13 protein-coding genes are annotated in these 17,935 nt (G+C 63.3%); 9 read left to right on the forward strand and 4 right to left on the reverse strand.

From position 1 onward, the window contains the following. Window positions 1-61 precede the first annotated feature (61 nt). Window positions 62-679, reverse strand: coding sequence for an HAD-IA family hydrolase (locus tag ABS769_RS00060; protein WP_317059749.1), 618 nt, complete (start codon window positions 677-679; stop codon window positions 62-64). Window positions 680-963: 284 nt separating this feature from the next. On the opposite strand from ABS769_RS00060, the gene ABS769_RS00065 reads away from it, so the two are divergent. The 6 genes from ABS769_RS00065 to azu all read left to right on the forward strand — a co-directional run bounded on the left by ABS769_RS00065 (window position 964) and on the right by azu (window position 7,687). Continuing rightward, window positions 964-3,258: a TonB-dependent receptor gene (locus ABS769_RS00065; RefSeq protein ID WP_317059750.1), complete on the forward strand. Its 2,295-nt coding sequence runs from the start codon at window positions 964-966 to the stop codon at window positions 3,256-3,258. Window positions 3,259-3,345: 87 nt separating this feature from the next. Further along, window positions 3,346-4,953, forward strand: a complete 1,608-nt coding sequence (locus tag ABS769_RS00070; RefSeq protein WP_317059751.1) for a flavin monoamine oxidase family protein — start codon at window positions 3,346-3,348, stop codon at window positions 4,951-4,953. Next, complete coding sequence (locus tag ABS769_RS00075) at window positions 4,950-5,375, forward strand: c-type cytochrome (RefSeq protein WP_115040897.1); 426 nt, start codon at window positions 4,950-4,952, stop codon at window positions 5,373-5,375. The genes ABS769_RS00070 and ABS769_RS00075 overlap by 4 nt, the downstream gene beginning before the upstream one ends. A 34-nt stretch (window positions 5,376-5,409) precedes the next feature. Continuing rightward, entirely contained in the window at window positions 5,410-5,913 is a 504-nt protein-coding gene (locus tag ABS769_RS00080) for a RidA family protein (RefSeq protein ID WP_023904987.1), read from the forward strand. A gap of 30 nt (window positions 5,914-5,943) precedes the next feature. Beyond that, window positions 5,944-7,146 carry a pyridoxal phosphate-dependent aminotransferase gene (locus ABS769_RS00085; protein WP_317059752.1) on the forward strand — a complete coding sequence of 401 codons (1,203 nt, stop codon included), beginning with the start codon at window positions 5,944-5,946 and terminating at the stop codon, window positions 7,144-7,146. A gap of 91 nt (window positions 7,147-7,237) precedes the next feature. Then, the gene (gene azu / locus ABS769_RS00090; protein ID WP_317059753.1) at window positions 7,238-7,687 is read left to right on the forward strand and encodes an azurin; all 450 of its coding nucleotides are present in this window, start codon (window positions 7,238-7,240) and stop codon (window positions 7,685-7,687) included. A gap of 84 nt (window positions 7,688-7,771) precedes the next feature. On the opposite strand, the gene ABS769_RS00095 is transcribed toward azu, so the two are convergent. Together ABS769_RS00095 and hemL are read right to left on the reverse strand one after the other, a co-directional pair. After that, a complete protein-coding gene (locus tag ABS769_RS00095) occupies window positions 7,772-10,543 on the reverse strand; it encodes a LuxR C-terminal-related transcriptional regulator (RefSeq protein WP_350498039.1) in 2,772 nt (923 codons plus the stop codon). 249 nt (window positions 10,544-10,792) lie between these two features. Then, window positions 10,793-12,082, reverse strand: coding sequence for a glutamate-1-semialdehyde 2,1-aminomutase (gene hemL / locus ABS769_RS00100; RefSeq protein WP_317059756.1), 1,290 nt, complete (start codon window positions 12,080-12,082; stop codon window positions 10,793-10,795). A 307-nt stretch (window positions 12,083-12,389) separates the two neighbouring features. On the opposite strand from hemL, the gene ABS769_RS00105 reads away from it, so the two are divergent. Further along, window positions 12,390-15,569: a TonB-dependent receptor domain-containing protein gene (locus ABS769_RS00105; RefSeq protein ID WP_317059757.1), complete on the forward strand. Its 3,180-nt coding sequence runs from the start codon at window positions 12,390-12,392 to the stop codon at window positions 15,567-15,569. Between the two features lie 792 nt (window positions 15,570-16,361). Here the strand turns inward: ABS769_RS00105 and thiE are convergent. Beyond that, the gene (thiE, locus tag ABS769_RS00110) at window positions 16,362-16,985 is read right to left on the reverse strand and encodes a thiamine phosphate synthase (RefSeq protein ID WP_317059758.1); all 624 of its coding nucleotides are present in this window, start codon (window positions 16,983-16,985) and stop codon (window positions 16,362-16,364) included. 23 nt (window positions 16,986-17,008) lie between these two features. Here thiE and ABS769_RS00115 point away from each other — a divergent pair, with 23 nt between their 5' ends. Both ABS769_RS00115 and ABS769_RS00120 read left to right on the forward strand, forming a co-directional pair. Continuing rightward, entirely contained in the window at window positions 17,009-17,248 is a 240-nt protein-coding gene (locus ABS769_RS00115; RefSeq protein ID WP_317059759.1) for a rubredoxin, read from the forward strand. Window positions 17,249-17,329: 81 nt separating this feature from the next. Further along, window positions 17,330-17,920 (forward strand): hypothetical protein, encoded by a 591-nt coding sequence (locus ABS769_RS00120; RefSeq protein ID WP_317059760.1) that lies wholly within the window; start codon window positions 17,330-17,332, stop codon window positions 17,918-17,920. The last annotated feature ends 15 nt before the right edge of the window (window positions 17,921-17,935 follow it).

A 17,935-nucleotide genomic window follows, 5' to 3' on the forward strand; every position in this document is an offset into this window, starting at 1 on the left:
CCGCATCGCTGGATGGTGATCAGTGTTTCGCGATGCTCACCGATTCCCGATTCCCGGCCGCTCACGCCACGCCATACCGCTTCAACACCCGCCGCAATGCACGCGCATCGCGCACCGTATCGGCATGCAGGCCGGCAGCACGGGCGCCGCGCACGTTGACGAACAGGTCGTCGACAAACAGCGTCCGCTCCGCGCATTCGCCGAGTTGCGCAAGCGCGCGCTGATACGCCTGCAGGTCCGGTTTACGGCCGCCCAGCGCGCCGCTGCACAGCACGCGCCCCTGCAAGAGCGGGAACAACGCCGGCACGATCCGTTCGATCGCCTCGGCCATCAACGGGCCATTGTTGGTGAGCACTGCCACCGCCGTCTTGGCCGACACCGCCAGCACCTGTGCCACCACCGATGGATCCGCGCGGCAGGCGGCGGCGCGCGCGTCGATCCAGGCGGCGCGATCGATCGAGTGCCCGAGCCCCTCACTCAATTGCGCCAGATAGGTGCGTGTGTCGATGACTCCGGCATCGTAGGCGCGCTCCAGGCCCTGCTCGAACAACACCTGGTGCACCCGTTGCGGCGTGCATGCCGCTGCCGCAGCAAGTGCGGCCACACGGCGCGGCCGCGAGTAGCTGGCCAGCACGCCATCGAAATCGAGCAGTAACAGGGAGGGTGCTGCAGGCGGCATGCGCGTGCTCGTGCGGCGGCTGCGCAGCGTTGTCGATCTGCGACGTCATGGCAAGCATGCGAGAGCTGGTATGACCGGATGCATGCAGGTGGGTGGGGACATTACGTATTCAGATCGTTGAATTCGGCAGCAACCTACCCACCCGCGCTGCCCCTACCCTCCGCGCGCGGCTTGCGGCGGAACTGCGCTGGTTATGGTCGATGCATGCCGCATTTGCGGTGTCAGCCGGTCTGGGGGAGCGGCCCGGTCACTCAGCACGCTACACGCATCCAGGGGTCGATTGCATGCCTAAGCGCTTCAAAACCGATCAGCTGGCGGTCTCGGTCGCCGCCATTCTCACCACCGCCACGCGTCGCCACACGCTTGCCTCGATGACCTTGTTGCTGGCCGGCGCACACAGCCTGCCCGCACTGGCACAGGAAGCGCGCACGCTCGATGCGGTCAGCGTGGTCGGCACCGGCTCCACTCGCACGACCGCGTCGATCTCGGTGGCCGAAATCCAGGCCCAGGTGCCCGGCGTGGCGCCACAGCAGTTACTGGCGAGCCTGCCCGGGGTGAATGTGCAGACCACCGATCCGTTCGGGCTGTACGAGTTCGGCGACTCGATGACCATCCGCGGCTTCTCTGCCAACCAGATCGGCGTGACCCTGGACGGCATCCCGATCGAAACCTTCGACACCCGCGAAGGCGGGCCGATCACCCGTTACGTGTCCAGCGAGAACCTGCTCGACGTCACCGTGTCGGCAGGCTCCGGCGATGTCACCCAGCCCTCGTATCACGCACTCGGCGGTGCGATCCGCTACACCAGCCTGCCACCGAAGGGGGGCGACAGCTGGAGCGGCAATCTCACCCAGACCATTGGCTCGGACGATCTGGTGCGCAGCTTCGTGCGCCTGGATACGCCGGATTGGTGGGAAGGCGGCCCCAGCGCGTACCTCTCCGCATCGCGCACGCAGGGCGGGGTGTGGGACATGGAACCGGCCACGCAAAAAAGCGACCACTTCGAAGCCAAGATCCGGCAGGCCTGGGATGCGGGCAGCCTGACGCTGGGCTGGATCTACAACAACCGAAAGGACTACGACGTGCAGTCGTACAACTCCGACGGCTCGGTGTCGTGGGATCTGCACGAACGCATCACCGGCAATCCGGAAGTGGATGCAGAGCACTACAGCGAATGGCAGAACGGCCGACGCGATTCGCTGCTCAGCCTGCACGGCGATTTTCTGTTCAACGATGCGATCGGCTTCACTTTCACCGGTTACTACGAAAACAAGCATGGTTACGGCGTCGGCGGCACCCCGCCAAGCACCGCCACCGGTTTATACAACGATGCCATCGCCGGCACGCCGGGGCGTACCGATATCGCCATCAACGACCCCCAGATCGTGGATGCCAACGGCAACGTTACCAGCGTCGGTGCGATGACCCGGCGCGAAGAAATCATGGGCGGCGATCGTTATGGTGTGACCACCGCAGTGTCGTGGGAGACCGAGCACAACAAGCTCGAAGTTGGCGCCTGGTACGAGAATTACGACTTCGACCAGGTGCGCCCGCTGTACAACCTGGACCCTGCCACCGGCGCGCTGCTGAAGGGCTCGCTGCCGATCGTCATCTACTACGACAACCACTTCTCCACCGAGGTGAAGCAGCTCTACATCAAGGACACGCTGCGCCTGCTCGATGACCGGCTCACGATGGAATTCGGCGCCAAGGGCCTGGATGTCAAGCGCGATTACAACGGCATCGCCAATCTGGACGATTTCAATGTCGGCGTGCGCCGCGATGTCACCATCAAGAACAGCGACTGGTTCCAGCCGCAGGTCGGCGCCAGCTTCCAGCTTGCCGAAGGCGTGCAATTGTTCGCCAACTACGCAGAGAACTTCAGCTCCGCCCCGCGGCTGGCGTTGACCTCCGGTGCGTTCAATCCGGATATCGCACCGGAAGAATCCACCAACATCGACATCGGCATCCGTGCCGAATCCAGCCAGTGGAGCGGCTATATCGCCGCTTACAAGATCGATTACGAAAACCGCATCATCGCGCTGACCGATCCTGATCCATTGGTGGTGGCACCCACCGTCTACGCCAATGTCGGCGACGTGCAGACCTATGGTGCGGAGGTGTCCGGCATGTGGAAGCCGGCGCCGGGCTGGCGGCTGGGTGCCTCGTTGACCTGGAACAAATCCGAGTTCCAGGACAACTATTTCGGCCCGGTCAGCGGCAACCTGGTGCAGGTGGAAGGCAACGAAGTGCCGGATTCGCCCAAGGTGATGTTCAGCGTCAACGGCGGTTGGGAAGGCGAGCATTTCTTCGTCAACCTCGATACCAAATACACCGGCAAGCGCTACGGCGACACACTCAACACCGATCAGGTGGATGCCACCTTCATCGTCAACGGCAGCGTGGGTTATCAGGGCGAGGATGCAGGGTTTCTTGCCGGTGGGCGACTGCAGCTGTCGGTCTACAACCTGTTTGACAAGGACGATGCGATCGGTGCGGTGTTCCCGAACGAAAGCTCCGGCTCGTATCAGTTGATCGCACCACGCCAGCTGTTTGCCAGCCTGGCCTACAAGTTCTGAGCCAGTGATGCGGCCGGCGTCGCTGCCGGCCGCGCCATTGTTTTTGTCGGTCGTACTTGATCCATGACATGCAAGGACTACGCGTTGATGCAAGGCAACCACTCTGGGGCGATGACGCGGCGGCAATTGCTGGCGCGTATCGGCATGACCGCTGGCGGCGCGATGATGTATCAGGCGATGAGCAGCCTGGGCATGGCAGCCGAATCAAATTTCAAAGGGCCGCTGCAACTGGATGGCGACCCGAAGGGCGCCTCGGTGCTGATTCTGGGTGCAGGGCTGGCCGGCATGGCGGCGGCCTTCGAACTGCGCAAGGCCGGGTATCGCGTGCAGTTGCTGGAATACAACGACCGCCCCGGCGGCCGTAACTGGACGCTGCGTGGCGGCGACCGTTACACCGAACTGGGCGGGGCAACGCAGCACTGCCAGTTCGACCAGGGGCTGTATCTCAATCCCGGCCCGTGGCGCATTCCGCATCACCACAAGGCGGTGCTGAGTTACTGCAAGCAATTCGGCGTGGCGCTGGAAGCCTTTAATCAGGTCAATTACAACGCGCTGCTGCATAGCGAAAAGGGCTTCGGCGGCAAACCGCAGCGCTTTCGCGCCATCGATGCCGATTACAAGGGCCACGTGTCCGAGCTGCTGGCCAAGTGCACACAGCAGCACGCCCTGGACAAGAGCGTAAGCCGCGAAGACCAGGAAGTGTTGCTGGAGTCCTTGCGCACCTGGGGCGCGCTGGATCACAAGTTCGGCTATGTCAAAGGCAAGGACAGCAGCGAGCGCCGCGGCTTTGCGCGGTATCCCGGCGGCGGTCTGTCGGGCAAGCCGGAGTTCTCCGATCCCTTCAGCGTGCAGGACGTGTTGCGCTCGCGCTTGTGGACCACGCTGGCGGCCGGCAACAACTACGAAATGCAGACCACCATGTTCCAGCCGGTGGGTGGCATGGACCAGATCGGCAAGGCGTTCGCGAAGCAGCTTGGCGATGCCATCACCTACAACGCCAAGGTCACCAGGATCGATCAGGACGGCAACGGCGTGCGCGTCTGCTGGCAGGATGCCGCGCACGGCGGCGAAGAACGCATCGCCAGCGCCGATTGGTGCATCTGCACGATTCCGTTATCGGTGCTCAGCCGTATTCCGGTCACCGCCAGCGACGCGATGACCACTGCGATCGGCCAGGTGCCGTATGCGGCATCGGTGAAGGTGGGCCTGCAATTCAAGCGCCGTTTCTGGGAAGAGGACGAGGCCATCTACGGCGGCATCAGCTACACCGATCTGCCGATCACCTTGATCAGCTACCCCAGTACCAACTATCACAGCCCCGGCAAGGGCGTGCTGCTCGGCGCGTATGTGTGGGGATTGGACGCTTATCAGTTCACCTCGATGACCCCGGAGCAGCGCGTGCGCAAGGCGGTCGAATACGGCACGCAGCTGCATCCGCAATATCCACGCGAATTCGAGAACGGCATCTCGGTCGGCTGGCACCGCGTGCCGTTTACCCATGGCTGTTTCGGCATGTGGAGCGAGCAGGCGCGTGCCGAACATTACACGCCGCTGTGCCAGATCGATGGGCGCCTGGCGCTGGCCGGTGAGCACGTGTCCTATATCCCGGCCTGGCAGGAAGGCGCGATTTTGTCCGCGCACGATGTCGTCGGCCGTCTGCATCGCAAAGTGCTGGCCGGAGGAGATCGCGCATGAGTCTGTTGCCACGCTTGGCCGCTGCCACGTTCGTCGTTGCGATGGCTGCACTGCTGCTGCCGCCGGGCGCGTACAACGCGCAGGCGCAGAGTTCCGATGCCACGCAGTTGTTTCCGCAACAAGGGTTTGCCAAGGCCTCCGGCCAGGATGTCTATCAGGCGATCTGCCAGGGCTGCCACATGCCGGCCGGGCGCGGCGCACAAGGCGCAGGCGAATACCCCGCGCTTGCCGGCAATCCCAAGCTGGCCGCCGGACCCTACGTCACCATGATGGTGCTCGACGGCCACGCCGGCATGCCCGGCTTCGGCGAGATGCTCAACGACCGCCAGGTGGCCGAAGTGGTGAGTTATGTGCGCACGCACTTCGGCAACGACCACGCCGAGGTCGTCACCGCCGACGACGTCAAATTGCTGCGCCACTGATTTTCCCTTTGTCTCTCTCATGCAAGGAGTTGCCATGTTCCGTCCCGTGACTGCCGTTCTCACCGCCGCCATGCTGTGGTCCGCAGGTCTCACCGCCGCGCATGCTGCAGAGGTGATCCGCCACAAGATTCCCAATAGCGATTTCCCCATCGCTGCCGCAGTGGAAATTCCCGCCGGCAAGGCCACCGTCTACGTCAGCGGCAAGGTACCGGCCGTGGTGGACACCAGCGCGCCGAAAGATTCGGCCGCTGCGTATGGCGACACCAAGGCGCAGACGGTCAGCGTGTTGAACCAGATCAAACAGCAACTCGCAGCACTCGGCTTGGGCATGGGCGATGTGGTGAAGATGCAGGTGTTTCTGGTCGGCGATCCAGCGATGGGCGGCAAGATGGATTTCAACGGTTTCATGGAAGGCTACCGTCAGTTCTTCGGCACCAAGGAGCAGCCCAATCTGCCGGCGCGCTCTGCATTCCAGATTGCCGCGCTGGGCAATCCGCTGTATCGGGTGGAAATCGAAGTGGTCGCCGTTCGTCCTTGAATCCGCATTGCCATATTGTTGGAGGTTGTCATGAAAACTGCTCTTTCGCGCCGCACGTTTCTACGTGACTCCGCGCTGTTTGCCGGCGCTGCAGGGGCAAGTGCGCTGCCGCTGTTGGCCAGCGCCGCCGAACGCTCCGCCGCCATCGTGCCGACACCGGCAAGTGCGTTGTCGCCGGTGATGATCGGCTCCAATGAATTCCCGGATGGCCCATCGGCGGCAGCGGTGAGAGCCATCGCGCAGATCGCACCGCAAGGTGGGCGCTACCTGCGCGATGTGCAGATGGAACTGATGAATACCCTGGCCGCCGAGCTCAAGCTGCCGGTCGATCACCTGATGGCCTACGCCGGTTCCACCGAACCGCTGGACTACACGATGCTGGCGTTCACCTCGCCCAGCGCCGCGCTCGTCACCGCAGATCCCACCTACGAATCCGGTTGGCGCGCCGCCACCCGCAATGGCGCCAAACTGATCAAGGTGCCGTTGCGCAAGGACTTCTCGCACGACGTGCAGGCGATGTGCGCCGCCGACGCCAGCCCGGGCGTGATCTACATCTGCAATCCCAACAACCCCACCGGCTCGGTGACTGCGCGCAAGGATCTGGATTACGCACTGGCGCACAAGCCCAAGGGCAGCGTGCTGGTGGTGGACGAGGCCTACATCCACTTTGCGAACAGCACCAGCAGCGTGGTCGACATGGTCGCCGCAGGCGAGGACGTGGTGGTCTTGCGCACCTTCTCCAAACTTTACGGCATGGCCGGCATTCGCCTGGGCTATGCAGCTGCACGCCCGGACCTGCTGGCCAAGCTGATGTTCTACAGCGTCAACAGCCTGCCGGTGACTGCCGCTGCTGCAGGCCTGGCCAGCCTGCGGGATCCGGCATTGGTGCCGCAGCGCCGCGCACGCACGGCGGCCACGCGCAAGGATGTGATGGCGTTTCTCGCCAAGCAGGGCTACGCCTGCACCGCATCGGAGAGCAACTGCTTCATGGTCGATGTGAGGCGCCCGGCTGCCGGCTTCAAGGACGACATGGCCACCCATGGCGTGTTCATCGGCCGCAGCTGGCCGGTGTGGCCGACCTGGTCGCGGATCACGGTTGGCACCGAAGCGGAGATGGCACGCTTCAAGCAGGCGTTCGTGCAGGTGATGGCCGGCAAGCGCGGCCCATTGCCGCTGACGGAAGCCACCGCCGATGTGCAGGATCCGATGGATGCTTTTTTCCGGTACGCATGAGGCGTTACTCTGGTCACACCGGCGCATGCGAACGCGTTGGGGTGACCAGGCGCGCTGGGCGTCGCGCATCTTTTATCGCAGGAGTGTTCCTTTGAAGCTGTTTTCGACGATTGCGGTGCTTGGACTGGTGCTGCTGGCACCTTCGGCATGGGCGCGTACTTGCGCGGTGACCATCACTGGCAACGATCAGATGAAGTTCGACCAGAGCGCGATCAAGCTGGCGCCCGACTGCACGCAGGTGGACCTCACCCTCAAGCACTCCGGCAAGATGGCCGCCACGGTGATGGGCCACAACTGGGTGTTGACCAAGGCCGCCGATTTTCAAGCCGTCGCCAATGCCGGCGTACGCTCCAGCATCGCCGATAGCTATCTACCCAAAGCCGACCCCCGCGTGATCGCGCACACCAAGGTCATCGGCGGCGGCGAGAGCACCACGGTGAGCTTTACGACCAGCAGGTTGAGCAAGGGCGGCGACTACACCTTTTTCTGCTCATTCCCGGGCCATTGGGCAATGATGAAAGGCACGCTGAGTTTTGGCTGATGGGGTCTGCGACATCGCCTGACAGGCGATGTCGCAACGCATGCACATGCGCGTCAAGCGCAGGCTATGATACACGCGCTCGGATCAGTTCGGTGCCGCATCCGAGCCAGCATGCGGATCCACCGCCCGCAATAATCCGCGCTGCAAGGCCTGCGCCAAGGCGCTTTCGCGACTACGCGCGTCGAGCTTGCGGTAGAGATTCTTCAAATGAAACTTGACGGTGTTTTCCGACAGGTGCAAACAGCGTGCGATCTGTTTGTTGGAGTAACCACGTGCCAGTTGTGCCAGCACCTCCAATTCGCGTTCGCTGAAAATATCGCCGGCCGGGTCTTCGTCGCCACTGAGGCGTTCGAGCAAGGCTTGAATGGTAAGCGCACGCGTGGTGCCGCCCACGGTATGCGGGTCGTGTTGACGCAGCGAGCGCAGCATCGCCTTGGCCGGCAGGCCGAGTTCGACGATCGCCTGCCAGCTTTGCGTCAGCGCCACATGATCCAGCGCGCTGTACAGATGCGGCAGCGCAGCGACCAGTTCGCCGCGCTGCTGCAGCACCAGCGCGATGCGCGCACGGGTGCGGGCGAGATGGCACAGGTTGTCATTGGCCAGGCAGGCGTGTTCGATCTGGCCCAGGATGGTCAGCGCCGCGCTGCTGCGCCCTGCCAGGCGATGCCAGCGTGCCAGCGCAAAGCCCATCGCCGCGCGGTCGCGCCAACGGTGCGCCGAGCGCAGGGTATGCGCCAATCCGGATTCACCGCCGGTGCGCGCGATCAGGACATCGATGGCGGCATTGCCTGGATGCTCCAGCAACAGCATCAGGCGCCAGGCTGCGGCCAGTTCCGATAGCCGCATCAGCTTGCGCCCATGCGCGATCTGTTCGATGTGCTCAAGCAGCGCCAGGGCACTGCGCCCGCTGTGATCGCGCACGCGCTCCAATCCCAGTGCGGTGTCATAAGCGGCCGCCAGCACGTCCATGCCGCCGTCGTGTTGCTCCAGCAATTCCAGCGCCGGATGCAGCAGATCGGCCGCATCATCGTGATGCCCGCGTTCGTAATGCAGTTGCGCGAGCAGACAGTTGGCGGCCGCTTCCAGCACGCGATCCAGTTGCGGCGTGCGTGCGCAACCGCTCAGTGCCTGTTGGTAGCAGGCCTCGGCGTCGCTGAGGCGACCGCGATAGAAAAAACTCTGGCCCAACGACAACAGCGCCTGGCTCGCACCCAGTTCGCTGCCGCCACGCTGCATCGCATCGCGTGCGTTCAAGGCATAGCGTTCGGCTAGTACAAAGGCGCCTTGCGCAATGGCGGTGGTGGCACAGATGCACAGCAGCATGCCGCGTCCGAGATGGTCGTCTTCGTCCAGTGCGGAGGCTTGTGCGGCGATCTGGGTCAGGCCATGCGGGTTACCGCAGATCTCATCGAGGCGATCGCGCAGTGCCGCCACCACAACGGTGTAATCGCGCTGCAAGGGCTCACGCAGTGCAGCGGGAAAGTCGCGGAAACGTTCCAGCAACAACCGCGCGTGGCTGAATTCGCCAAGCTTCGCATGCAGATGCGCTTGAGTGAGATTCAGCGCCGGGGTGTCGCGGATGGTGCGGTGTTCGAAGTGACGCAGCAGCGCGCGCACTGCATGCGTGCCGTGGGTCAGCAGCAATTGCCAGGTACCGGCACGTGCGATGTAGCTGGCCGCTAGGTCGCCGCAATCGCCGCGAGATGCGTGCCGCACCGCTTCGGCCAGATACTGATGATCGCCGAACCAGCGCGCGGCACGTTGATGCAGTTGCATGGCCTGGCCAGGATGCTCGCGATCGAGCAGCTGCTGCAAAAAGTCGGCGAACAACGGGTGATAGCGAAACCACTCGCGCTCGCCATCCATGGGCACCAGCAGGCCGTGGAAATGTTCCAGCCGCGCCAGCAGTCGGCCGCTGTCATCGCGCTGGCGCACTGCATCGGCCAGCGCGGCGTTGATGCGTTCCAGCACACTGGTCCGCAGCAACAGATCGCGCGTGTCGGCATCCAGATCGTTGACCACTTGCTCGGCCAGATACGCGGCGATCTGCGCGCTGCGCCCGGAGAAACGCGCGGCCACTTCCTGCTGACGTTGCGCGCCGCCTTCCAGCCACAGCCGCGCCAGATGCAGCGCCACCGGCCAGCCTTCGGTGTAACGCAGCAATTCTTCCACGACCGGCGCGGGAACCTGCGACCCCAGCAATGCCTGCGCTTCGCGCTCGTCCAGCGCCAGTTGCGCGCTGCCCACGCGGCTGAGCAGCGCCTGCAGATCCAGGCGCGCCAATGGCAGCGCCGGTATGCGTCGGGTGGCCAGCAACAGGTGCAGACGTCCGCCGCTGTGTTCGACCAGGCGCAACACCAGCTCGTCGACGATGCCGCTGCCGAGCCGGTCGTAGTCGTCGAGAATCACGCTGATGCGCCGTGGTGCGGCGCGCAGCGCGCGGATCAGCACCGTCACCGCCTCGCGCGGGTCCTGATCGCGGTTATGCAGCACCGCTGCGCACAGTGCCTGATCCGCCCCTGCGCTCTGCAGCGCCAAGGCCAGATGGCCGAGGAAGCGCGCGGGGTCGGCGTCTTCTTCGTCCAGCGACAGCCACGCCACAGCGGCGTGATCGCGCCCGCACAGCTGCGCATGCCACTGCGTCAGCAGGGTGGTCTTGCCAAACCCTGGCGGTGCCAGCAACAGCGTGAGCGGGCGTGCATGTGCCTGATCCAGCGCAGCCAGCAACGCGCCACGTACCACCGCACCAGGGCGCGACAGCGGCGGCTCCAGCTTGCTGGCAAGCAGCCAATCGGGAAGAACGGAATCGCGCGACGGTGACGGGCGCGGAGTAAGCAACGCAACAGGCTTGAGCATGAGGCGAGGGCGGCCGTGGCAAGCGTCGGCAGCGCGTCGACTCGACGCACTGCAGATCGTGATGAAACAGCGGCGACGCACCAGGCGTCACCGTGACCGGCGACGACGACACATCCGCTGCTTCGAGGGTCCCCACCCATGCCCGTCCGTGGACACCTTTCAGAAAGGTATGACAGCCACAAGACAAAAGCAAAGTTTGCGGTGGTCACTGCGCAAATCGAATCCCGCAGCGACCCGCATGAATGCGCCTCAGCGCGCCACTTCCGCAAATGCCTCGCGTGCCGCTGCAAGCGTGGCTTCGATCACCGCAGCGTCGTGCGCGCTGGACATGAAGCCGGCTTCGTACGCCGATGGCGCCAGATACACGCCCCGCTGCAGCATCGCGTGGAAGAAACGGTTGAAGGTGGTGATATCGCAGGCGGTGGCTTGCGCGTAGCTCTCCACGATCTCGTCGGTGAAGAACAGACCGAACATGCCGCCGACATGGTTGGTGGTGACCGCGATGCCGGCCGCGTGGGCGGCATCTTCCAGGCCTTCGCACAGCGCGCTGGTCTGCGCGCTCAGGCGCGCGTGGAAGCCCGGCTCCTGCACCAGCTCCAGCATCGCCAGGCCCGCCGCCATCGCCACCGGATTGCCCGACAAGGTACCGGCCTGGTAGATCGGGCCGGAGGGTGCGATCTGCTCCATCAGGTCGCGCCGGCCGCCGTATGCGCCCACCGGCATGCCGCCGCCAATGATCTTGCCGAAGGTGCTGAGGTCCGGGGTCACCCCGTAATGCGCCTGCGCGCCACCGAGCGCAACGCGGAAGCCGGTCATCACTTCGTCGAAGATCAGCAGCGCGCCGTGCCGCGTGCACAGTGTGCGCAGGTGCTGCAGGTAGCCGGCCTGCGGCGGAATGCAGTTGGCGTTGCCGACCACCGGTTCGATGATCACCGCCGCCACATCAGCGCCGATCTCGTCGAACAGCGCCGTGGCGCCTTCGAAATCGTTGAAGGTGAGGGTGGCGGTCAGCTCGCTCAGGCCGGGCGGCACGCCGGGCGAGGTCGGCACGCCCAGAGTGAGCATGCCGCTGCCGGCCTTGACCAGAAACGAGTCGCCATGGCCGTGGTAACACCCTTCGAACTTGACGATGCGATTGCGCCCGGTGGCGCCGCGCGCCAGGCGCACCGCCGACAGCGTGGCTTCGGTGCCGGAATTGACCATGCGGACCATTTCGCAGGAGGGCACCAGCCGATTGATCGTCTCGGCCATGGTCACTTCGGCCGCACACGGCGCACCGAACGACAGCCCATCGCGGATCGCACGCTCCACCGCCTCGCGCACCGCCGGGTGATTGTGGCCGGCGATCATCGGCCCCCACGAGCCCACGTAGTCGATGTAGCGGTTGTCGTCCACGTCATACAGATACGGGCCATCGGCGCGCGCCACGAAGAACGGCTCGCCGCCCACCGACTTGAACGCCCGCACCGGTGAGTTGACGCCGCCGGGCAGCAGGGTCTGCGCCTGGGCGAACAGGGCGTGGGAGCGGGAGTGGTTCATGCGCGTAGATCCTTGAGTGATGCCGATGGGGCGGCGCTGCCCGACCACGGGCAGCGCACGCGCCATTGTCAGGCTTGCGGCCCCTATCCGCCTACCCACCGTGTGCCTGCCTACCCGTCGGAGCAGGCGGGTAGGGCAACGCAGCTGCCTATGATCGAACGGGACGGTATCGATGGTTTGGGGCATGAGCTGATGGCGGGTGGTCATTGGCGCTTCGATACGGATGTTCAGAAAGTGTGATTCCAGTAGCCACTGGCGCCGTTCATTTTTGTCGCGTTGCCGACAGTTCCAGACTTGGGGAGAAAGCATGAACCGTAGTATCCAGAAGCGTGCCTTGGCGTTGGCGCTGGTCGTGGCCATGGGGAGCGTCCACGCGCAGTCCACCAGCGGCAGCATCGTCGGCAGCGTGGGGCAGAGCAGCGGCACCAGCGTGCTGGTGGAAAACAACAGCGGTTTCACCCGCGAAGTGCCGGTGGATGCACGCGGCCGTTACACCGCCGGCAATCTGCCGCTGGGCACCTACAAGGTCACGGTCAAGCGCGATGGCGCGGTGGTGGAAACCCGCGAAAACGTCGCCATCACCGTTGGCGCCAACACCGATGTGTCGTTCGCCGCCGCCGCGGGGAGCGGTATGCAGACGCTGGATAGCGTCACCGTTACCGCCGCAGGCCTGACCACCATCGACGTCAGCAGCGTGGACACGCGCACCGTGGTCACCGCCGAGCAGCTGCAGCAACTACCGCTGGGCCGCACCGCCGAAGCCATCGCCTTGCTGGCGCCGGGCGTGGTGGTCAACAGCGGTGGCTTCGACAACGGCCCGCTCGGCGGTTCGCTGCCGAGCTTCGGCGGCTCGGCCGCCAGCGAAAACGCCTATTACCTCAACGGCTTCAACACCACCACCATCAGCAACAATCTTGGCGGTCTGACCCTGCCGTACGGCGCCATCGACCAGCAGGAAATCTTCACCGGCGGCTACGGCGCGCAATACGGCCGCGCCAACGGCGGCGTGATCAACCAGATCGGCAAGCGCGGTACCAACGAGTGGAAGTTCGGCGCAGCGGTCATCTGGGAGCCGAACGGCCTGCGCGCCAATCAGCGCGATATCTATTGGCGCCCGGACAGCCAAGGCAGCACCGTCAACAATGCCGCCTACCGGTATGCCCGCGCAGCCAACGGCCTGTACCAGCCGGCCAGCGAGGCCGAAGCCAACCAGACCACCTACAGCGCCTATGTCGGCGGGCCGATCATCCAGGACAAGCTGTTCTTCTTCCTGGCGGCCGAGCAGGTGGATTCGGACGGCGTGCGCGTCGGCACCAATCGCGACACCGACAACGGCCGTACCGGTGGCCTCACCGACTACGACTACAAGCAAAAGCGCTGGTACGCCAAGGTGGACTGGAACATCACCGACAATCATCTGATCGAGGTGACCGGCGCCAGCGACGAGGCCGAAACCAACGGCTCCATCTATCGCTACGATTACCTGGCACGTGAGCGTGGCAGCTATATCACTAACGACGCGACCTGGAAGACCGGCCCGACCCTGTTCACCGGCAAGTACACCGGCTATCTCAGCGACAACCTCACCGTGACCGCGCTGTACGGCAAGATGAAAACGCCTGACGAGCTGACTCAGTACAACTACAACGCTGAGGATGGCCCGTTCATCGACAGCACCGCATTGCAAAATCCTGCCTACACGGGCGGTACTCCCATAGAAGGACGGCAGCCGGTAAATACGGCGATCACGTCGCCTGACCGTGCCTACAAGAAGGACAATCAGCGTCTGAACCTTGAGTGGCGCATCGGTCACCACACGCTCAACTTCGGTATCGACAACCAGAAGTCCGAGGGTATCGATGTTGGTTCCCAATTACGTGGCCCTGGATACTCGTGGACCTACGGCCAGACCGATGATCCTAACGGTGTAGGGACGGGCGGACTGGTCAGCCAGTCTGCCAACGAAGCTGGGGGCATCGGTGCGCCGAGCCCGGGCCTGGTCGATCCGGTCAACGGATCGAGCGGTTATTACGTGGTGCGCAACATCAACACCAGCTTGTATTCGTACGAGGCCAAGCAACGCGCCTACTACATCGAAGACAAGTGGCAGGTCACCGATAATTTGCTGTTGAGCATCGGCCTGCGCAAGGACGAATTCACCAACTACACCCCGTCCGGCGACCCCTATATCGAAGTGGACAATGCTTGGGCGCCACGGTTGGGCTTCAGCTGGGACGTCAACGGCGATTCAAGCCTGAAGGTGTTCGGCAACATCGGTCGTTACTACCTTGGCCTGCCGCTGTCGGCAGTGAGCCTGTTCACCCCGGCCACCACCACCGATACCTACTTTACCTACAGCGGCATCAATGCCGATGGCACGCCGATCGTGGCGCAGCAGCTGGGTTCGGCGGTGTCGGCCAACTCGCGCTTCGGTCGCATCGCCGATGTACGTACCGCAGTGGTCAAGGACATCGAAGGCGAGAACCAGGACGAGATCATCCTTGGTTTCACCAAGCAGCTGGACACCGGCTGGGTGCTGGGCGTGCGCGGCACGCATCGCCGCCTCAATGCGGGTATCGACGATCAGAACTACGATGTCTCCAACACTGCGTTGATCGCCGCCGCCGCCGCGCAAGGCGTGACTATCGACTTCTCGCAGGTAGCCGGTGCGTCGCTGATCAATCCCGGCCAGACCAACACCTGGGGCGTGATCGGCACCGATGGTCAGTTCCATGAAGTGGCGGTGAGTCGCGAGGCGGCGGGCTTCCCGAAGTTCAAGCGTAATTACTCGGCGGTGGAGTTCAACCTGGAGCGCCCGTTCGACGGCCAGTGGTACGCCAAGGTCAACTACGTCTGGTCGCATAGCTACGGCACCACCGAAGGTCAGGTGCGTTCGGACCTGTGGCGCACCGGCGGCGCACTGGGCAGCTATCAGGGCCAGGCGTCGGTCTCCACCACGCAGAGCTGGGACCACGCGGCGCTGATGGAACACTTCAACGGTGATCAATCCAACGATCACCGCCATCAGCTCAAGTTGTTCGGTTTCTACCAGTTCAATCCGCAATGGGGTGCGTCGGCCAACTTCAGCCTGATTTCGGGTGCGCCGCATAACTGCCTGGGCAACTACTACGGCGACAACTACCCCGGCACGGATCCGGCCGGCTACGGTGGCAGCGCGATCACCGGCGGGCCGTACCACTACTGCTACAACCCGGAAACCGGCACCGGCGTGGCATCGCCTCCGGGCTCGCAGGGGCGTCTGGGCTGGATCGCGCAGCTCGACATGGGTGTGACCTACAAGCCGGCATTCGCCGCCGGCAAGCTGGCACTACGCTTCGACGTGTTCAACATCACCAACGAGCAGACCGCGACCAACATCTATCCGTTCTCGCAGCTGCCCGACAACACCACCAACCCGCTATGGGATCAGGTCGTCGCCTATCAGGCACCGCGCTCGGGCCGGGTGACGCTGAGCTACGACTTCTAATTGCGTTGGGCGACGGAGTCAAAACCAGCAGCGACGCGTGATGGCACGTGCCGCTGTTTTTTTAGCGATGGGGCTCTAACCAGCTTCAATCGTCTGAACAAGGCGCGCGACCCGCGCGACTTTTTACCGGGTCACGGCCAACGCTCTGGTGCGGCGAGGGCAGCGTGCCCTCGGCCCACTGAGCTTTTGTCTCCATCTATCCGACGCGACGACTCGATCATTCGGTTGTCTTGAGTGGGGTGGATGATGCGGATAGATCACTTGTAGAGCGGCTGATATGCGGGTTTGCTGCAGGGCCCTTGCCCGCCTACCATCGCGGGACACGCCGCAAGTACGTCCGTGTAGGCGCTTACGCGGCATCCATGCCGCGTAAGGTCCCGCGACGGTAGGCGGGCAAGGACCAGTCGAGGCGGTCGGTGTGCATGGCTCAAGCAATGCATCATGTGCTTCTAACTTGCTAGCGCACATGTAGTTCTGCAACCCGTACCAGCAAAGCAAGCCCACGCACTTGCGAGACGCTCAGCTTTTTACCAAGCGACCGACAAACATTCTGGTGCGGTGTCCTCGCCGATTGCGGGACCGTGTGGCGGCATGGATGCCGCCACCGAGCCTCCAGGGACGGATTCACGGCGTGTCCCGCGAGCGGTGAGGGCACCGCGCGCTTGACCAACCAAGCTTTGACCTGAGCTTCCGACTGCATCAAACATCGCTACGACTCGAAATCTTGATGGTCTTGCGTCTGGCGTCTTGGACAGCGCGTGTCGCTGGCAACTCTATCGTCTGCCAGCAGCGCTACTGCGCAAACCCGGCCCGATATGCCTGCACTGCCGCAACCGGATCCGGCGCGGCGTACACGCCACTAACCACCGCAATCAACTCGGCGCCTGCTGCTACCAACTCCGGCACCTGCGCAGCCGCGATGCCGCCGATCGCCACGCGTGGCACTCCCAGCGCAGCGGCCTGCTGCAACAGCGCAGGCGAGGCGCGACGTGTCGTCACCTTGGTCGTGGTCGGGAAGAACGCACCGAAGGCCACATAGCTGGCACCAGCCGCCACCGCCGCCTGCGCACGCGCGATCTCGTCGTAGCACGACACCCCGATGATGGCGCGCGCGCCCAACAGCGCGCGTGCCGCCGCCACCTCGCCATCGTCTTCGCCCAGATGCACGCCCTGCGCGCCCACCTGTCGTGCCAGCTGCGGATCGTCGTTGATGATCAACGGCACACCGTACGGGGCGCAGGCCTCGCGCAGCGCGCTGGCCTGTTCCAATCGCAGCGGTGTGGTGGCCTGCTTGTTGCGGTACTGCAGCCAGGTGACGGCAGGCAGCAGCGGTCGCGTACGCGCGAGCAGGCGCGCAGTGTCGGGCTCGTCTGGAGTGATCAGGTAGACGCCGCGGGCGTTGTGCAGGTCGGGCATGGCAGCGCTTCCGGAAGCGGTGGGTGGGATGGGACAATGCAGCCCCACCGTTGCGTGACCGCGATTATCCGATGAGCGAGACATCCACGACCACCTACCGCACCTGGATGTGCGTCGTCTGCGGGTTTCTCTACCACGAGGCCGACGGCATCCCCGAAGAAGGCATCGCCCCGGGCACCAGCTGGCAAGACGTCCCGGAGACCTGGACCTGCCCCGATTGCGGCGTGACCAAGGACGACTTCGAGATGATCGAGATCGGCTGACGGAAAGCCATTAAAGGATGTTATTGATTTTATGTCTTTATAGTAATGGATTTAATCTCCTTTGACTGAAGCGTCTTATTTTTGAAGTTGCAAGCCAAATTTAAGAAGCGTAGCCTCCAAGTGCGGCCGACGACGGCTGCCAGAAACGCCACCATTTTTGGTTGGTTAAGTCCAAGCGTAAGTCCCAAAATATTTTCAATACTAAAAGGAATTTTTATGTTGAAATTTTCGATGCGTGCAACGATATTGGGTTTATTGTTTGCGGTTTCATTTGGAGCAATTGGTTCCACGGGCGGTCAACAGTCTCTAATTCAGGGAATGGGAGAGCGTTTACCGACAGGTAAAGCGAATCTGAGCCTGTCGCCGCGATTTAAGGTCTATGTTTTCGAAAAAGCTGGACTTAAATTCGTTCAGATCAACGCTCTTAACAACGATGTGTTGGCAGTGCTATCCCTGGTGCCGGGCGCAGCATCTCAGCTGCCTATAGGAACCAATGCACAGGGCGCTATAGCGCAGCCAAGCGGAATGATAACAGCTCAGGCAAATTGCCCTTGCAGTGCACAAGTAGTCTACAGTGATGCAAATTATAATATTGTAGTTATATATGGTGCGAACGGTGAGTATATAACCTCTTATCAGGTGCCCAGGTCTCCTCAGGGTCAGCCTCGATAGGGGTATTGCGTCTTC

It is taken from the genome of Xanthomonas hortorum (genome assembly GCF_040279205.1).
Classification (GTDB): Bacteria; Pseudomonadota; Gammaproteobacteria; order Xanthomonadales; family Xanthomonadaceae; genus Xanthomonas; species Xanthomonas hortorum_F.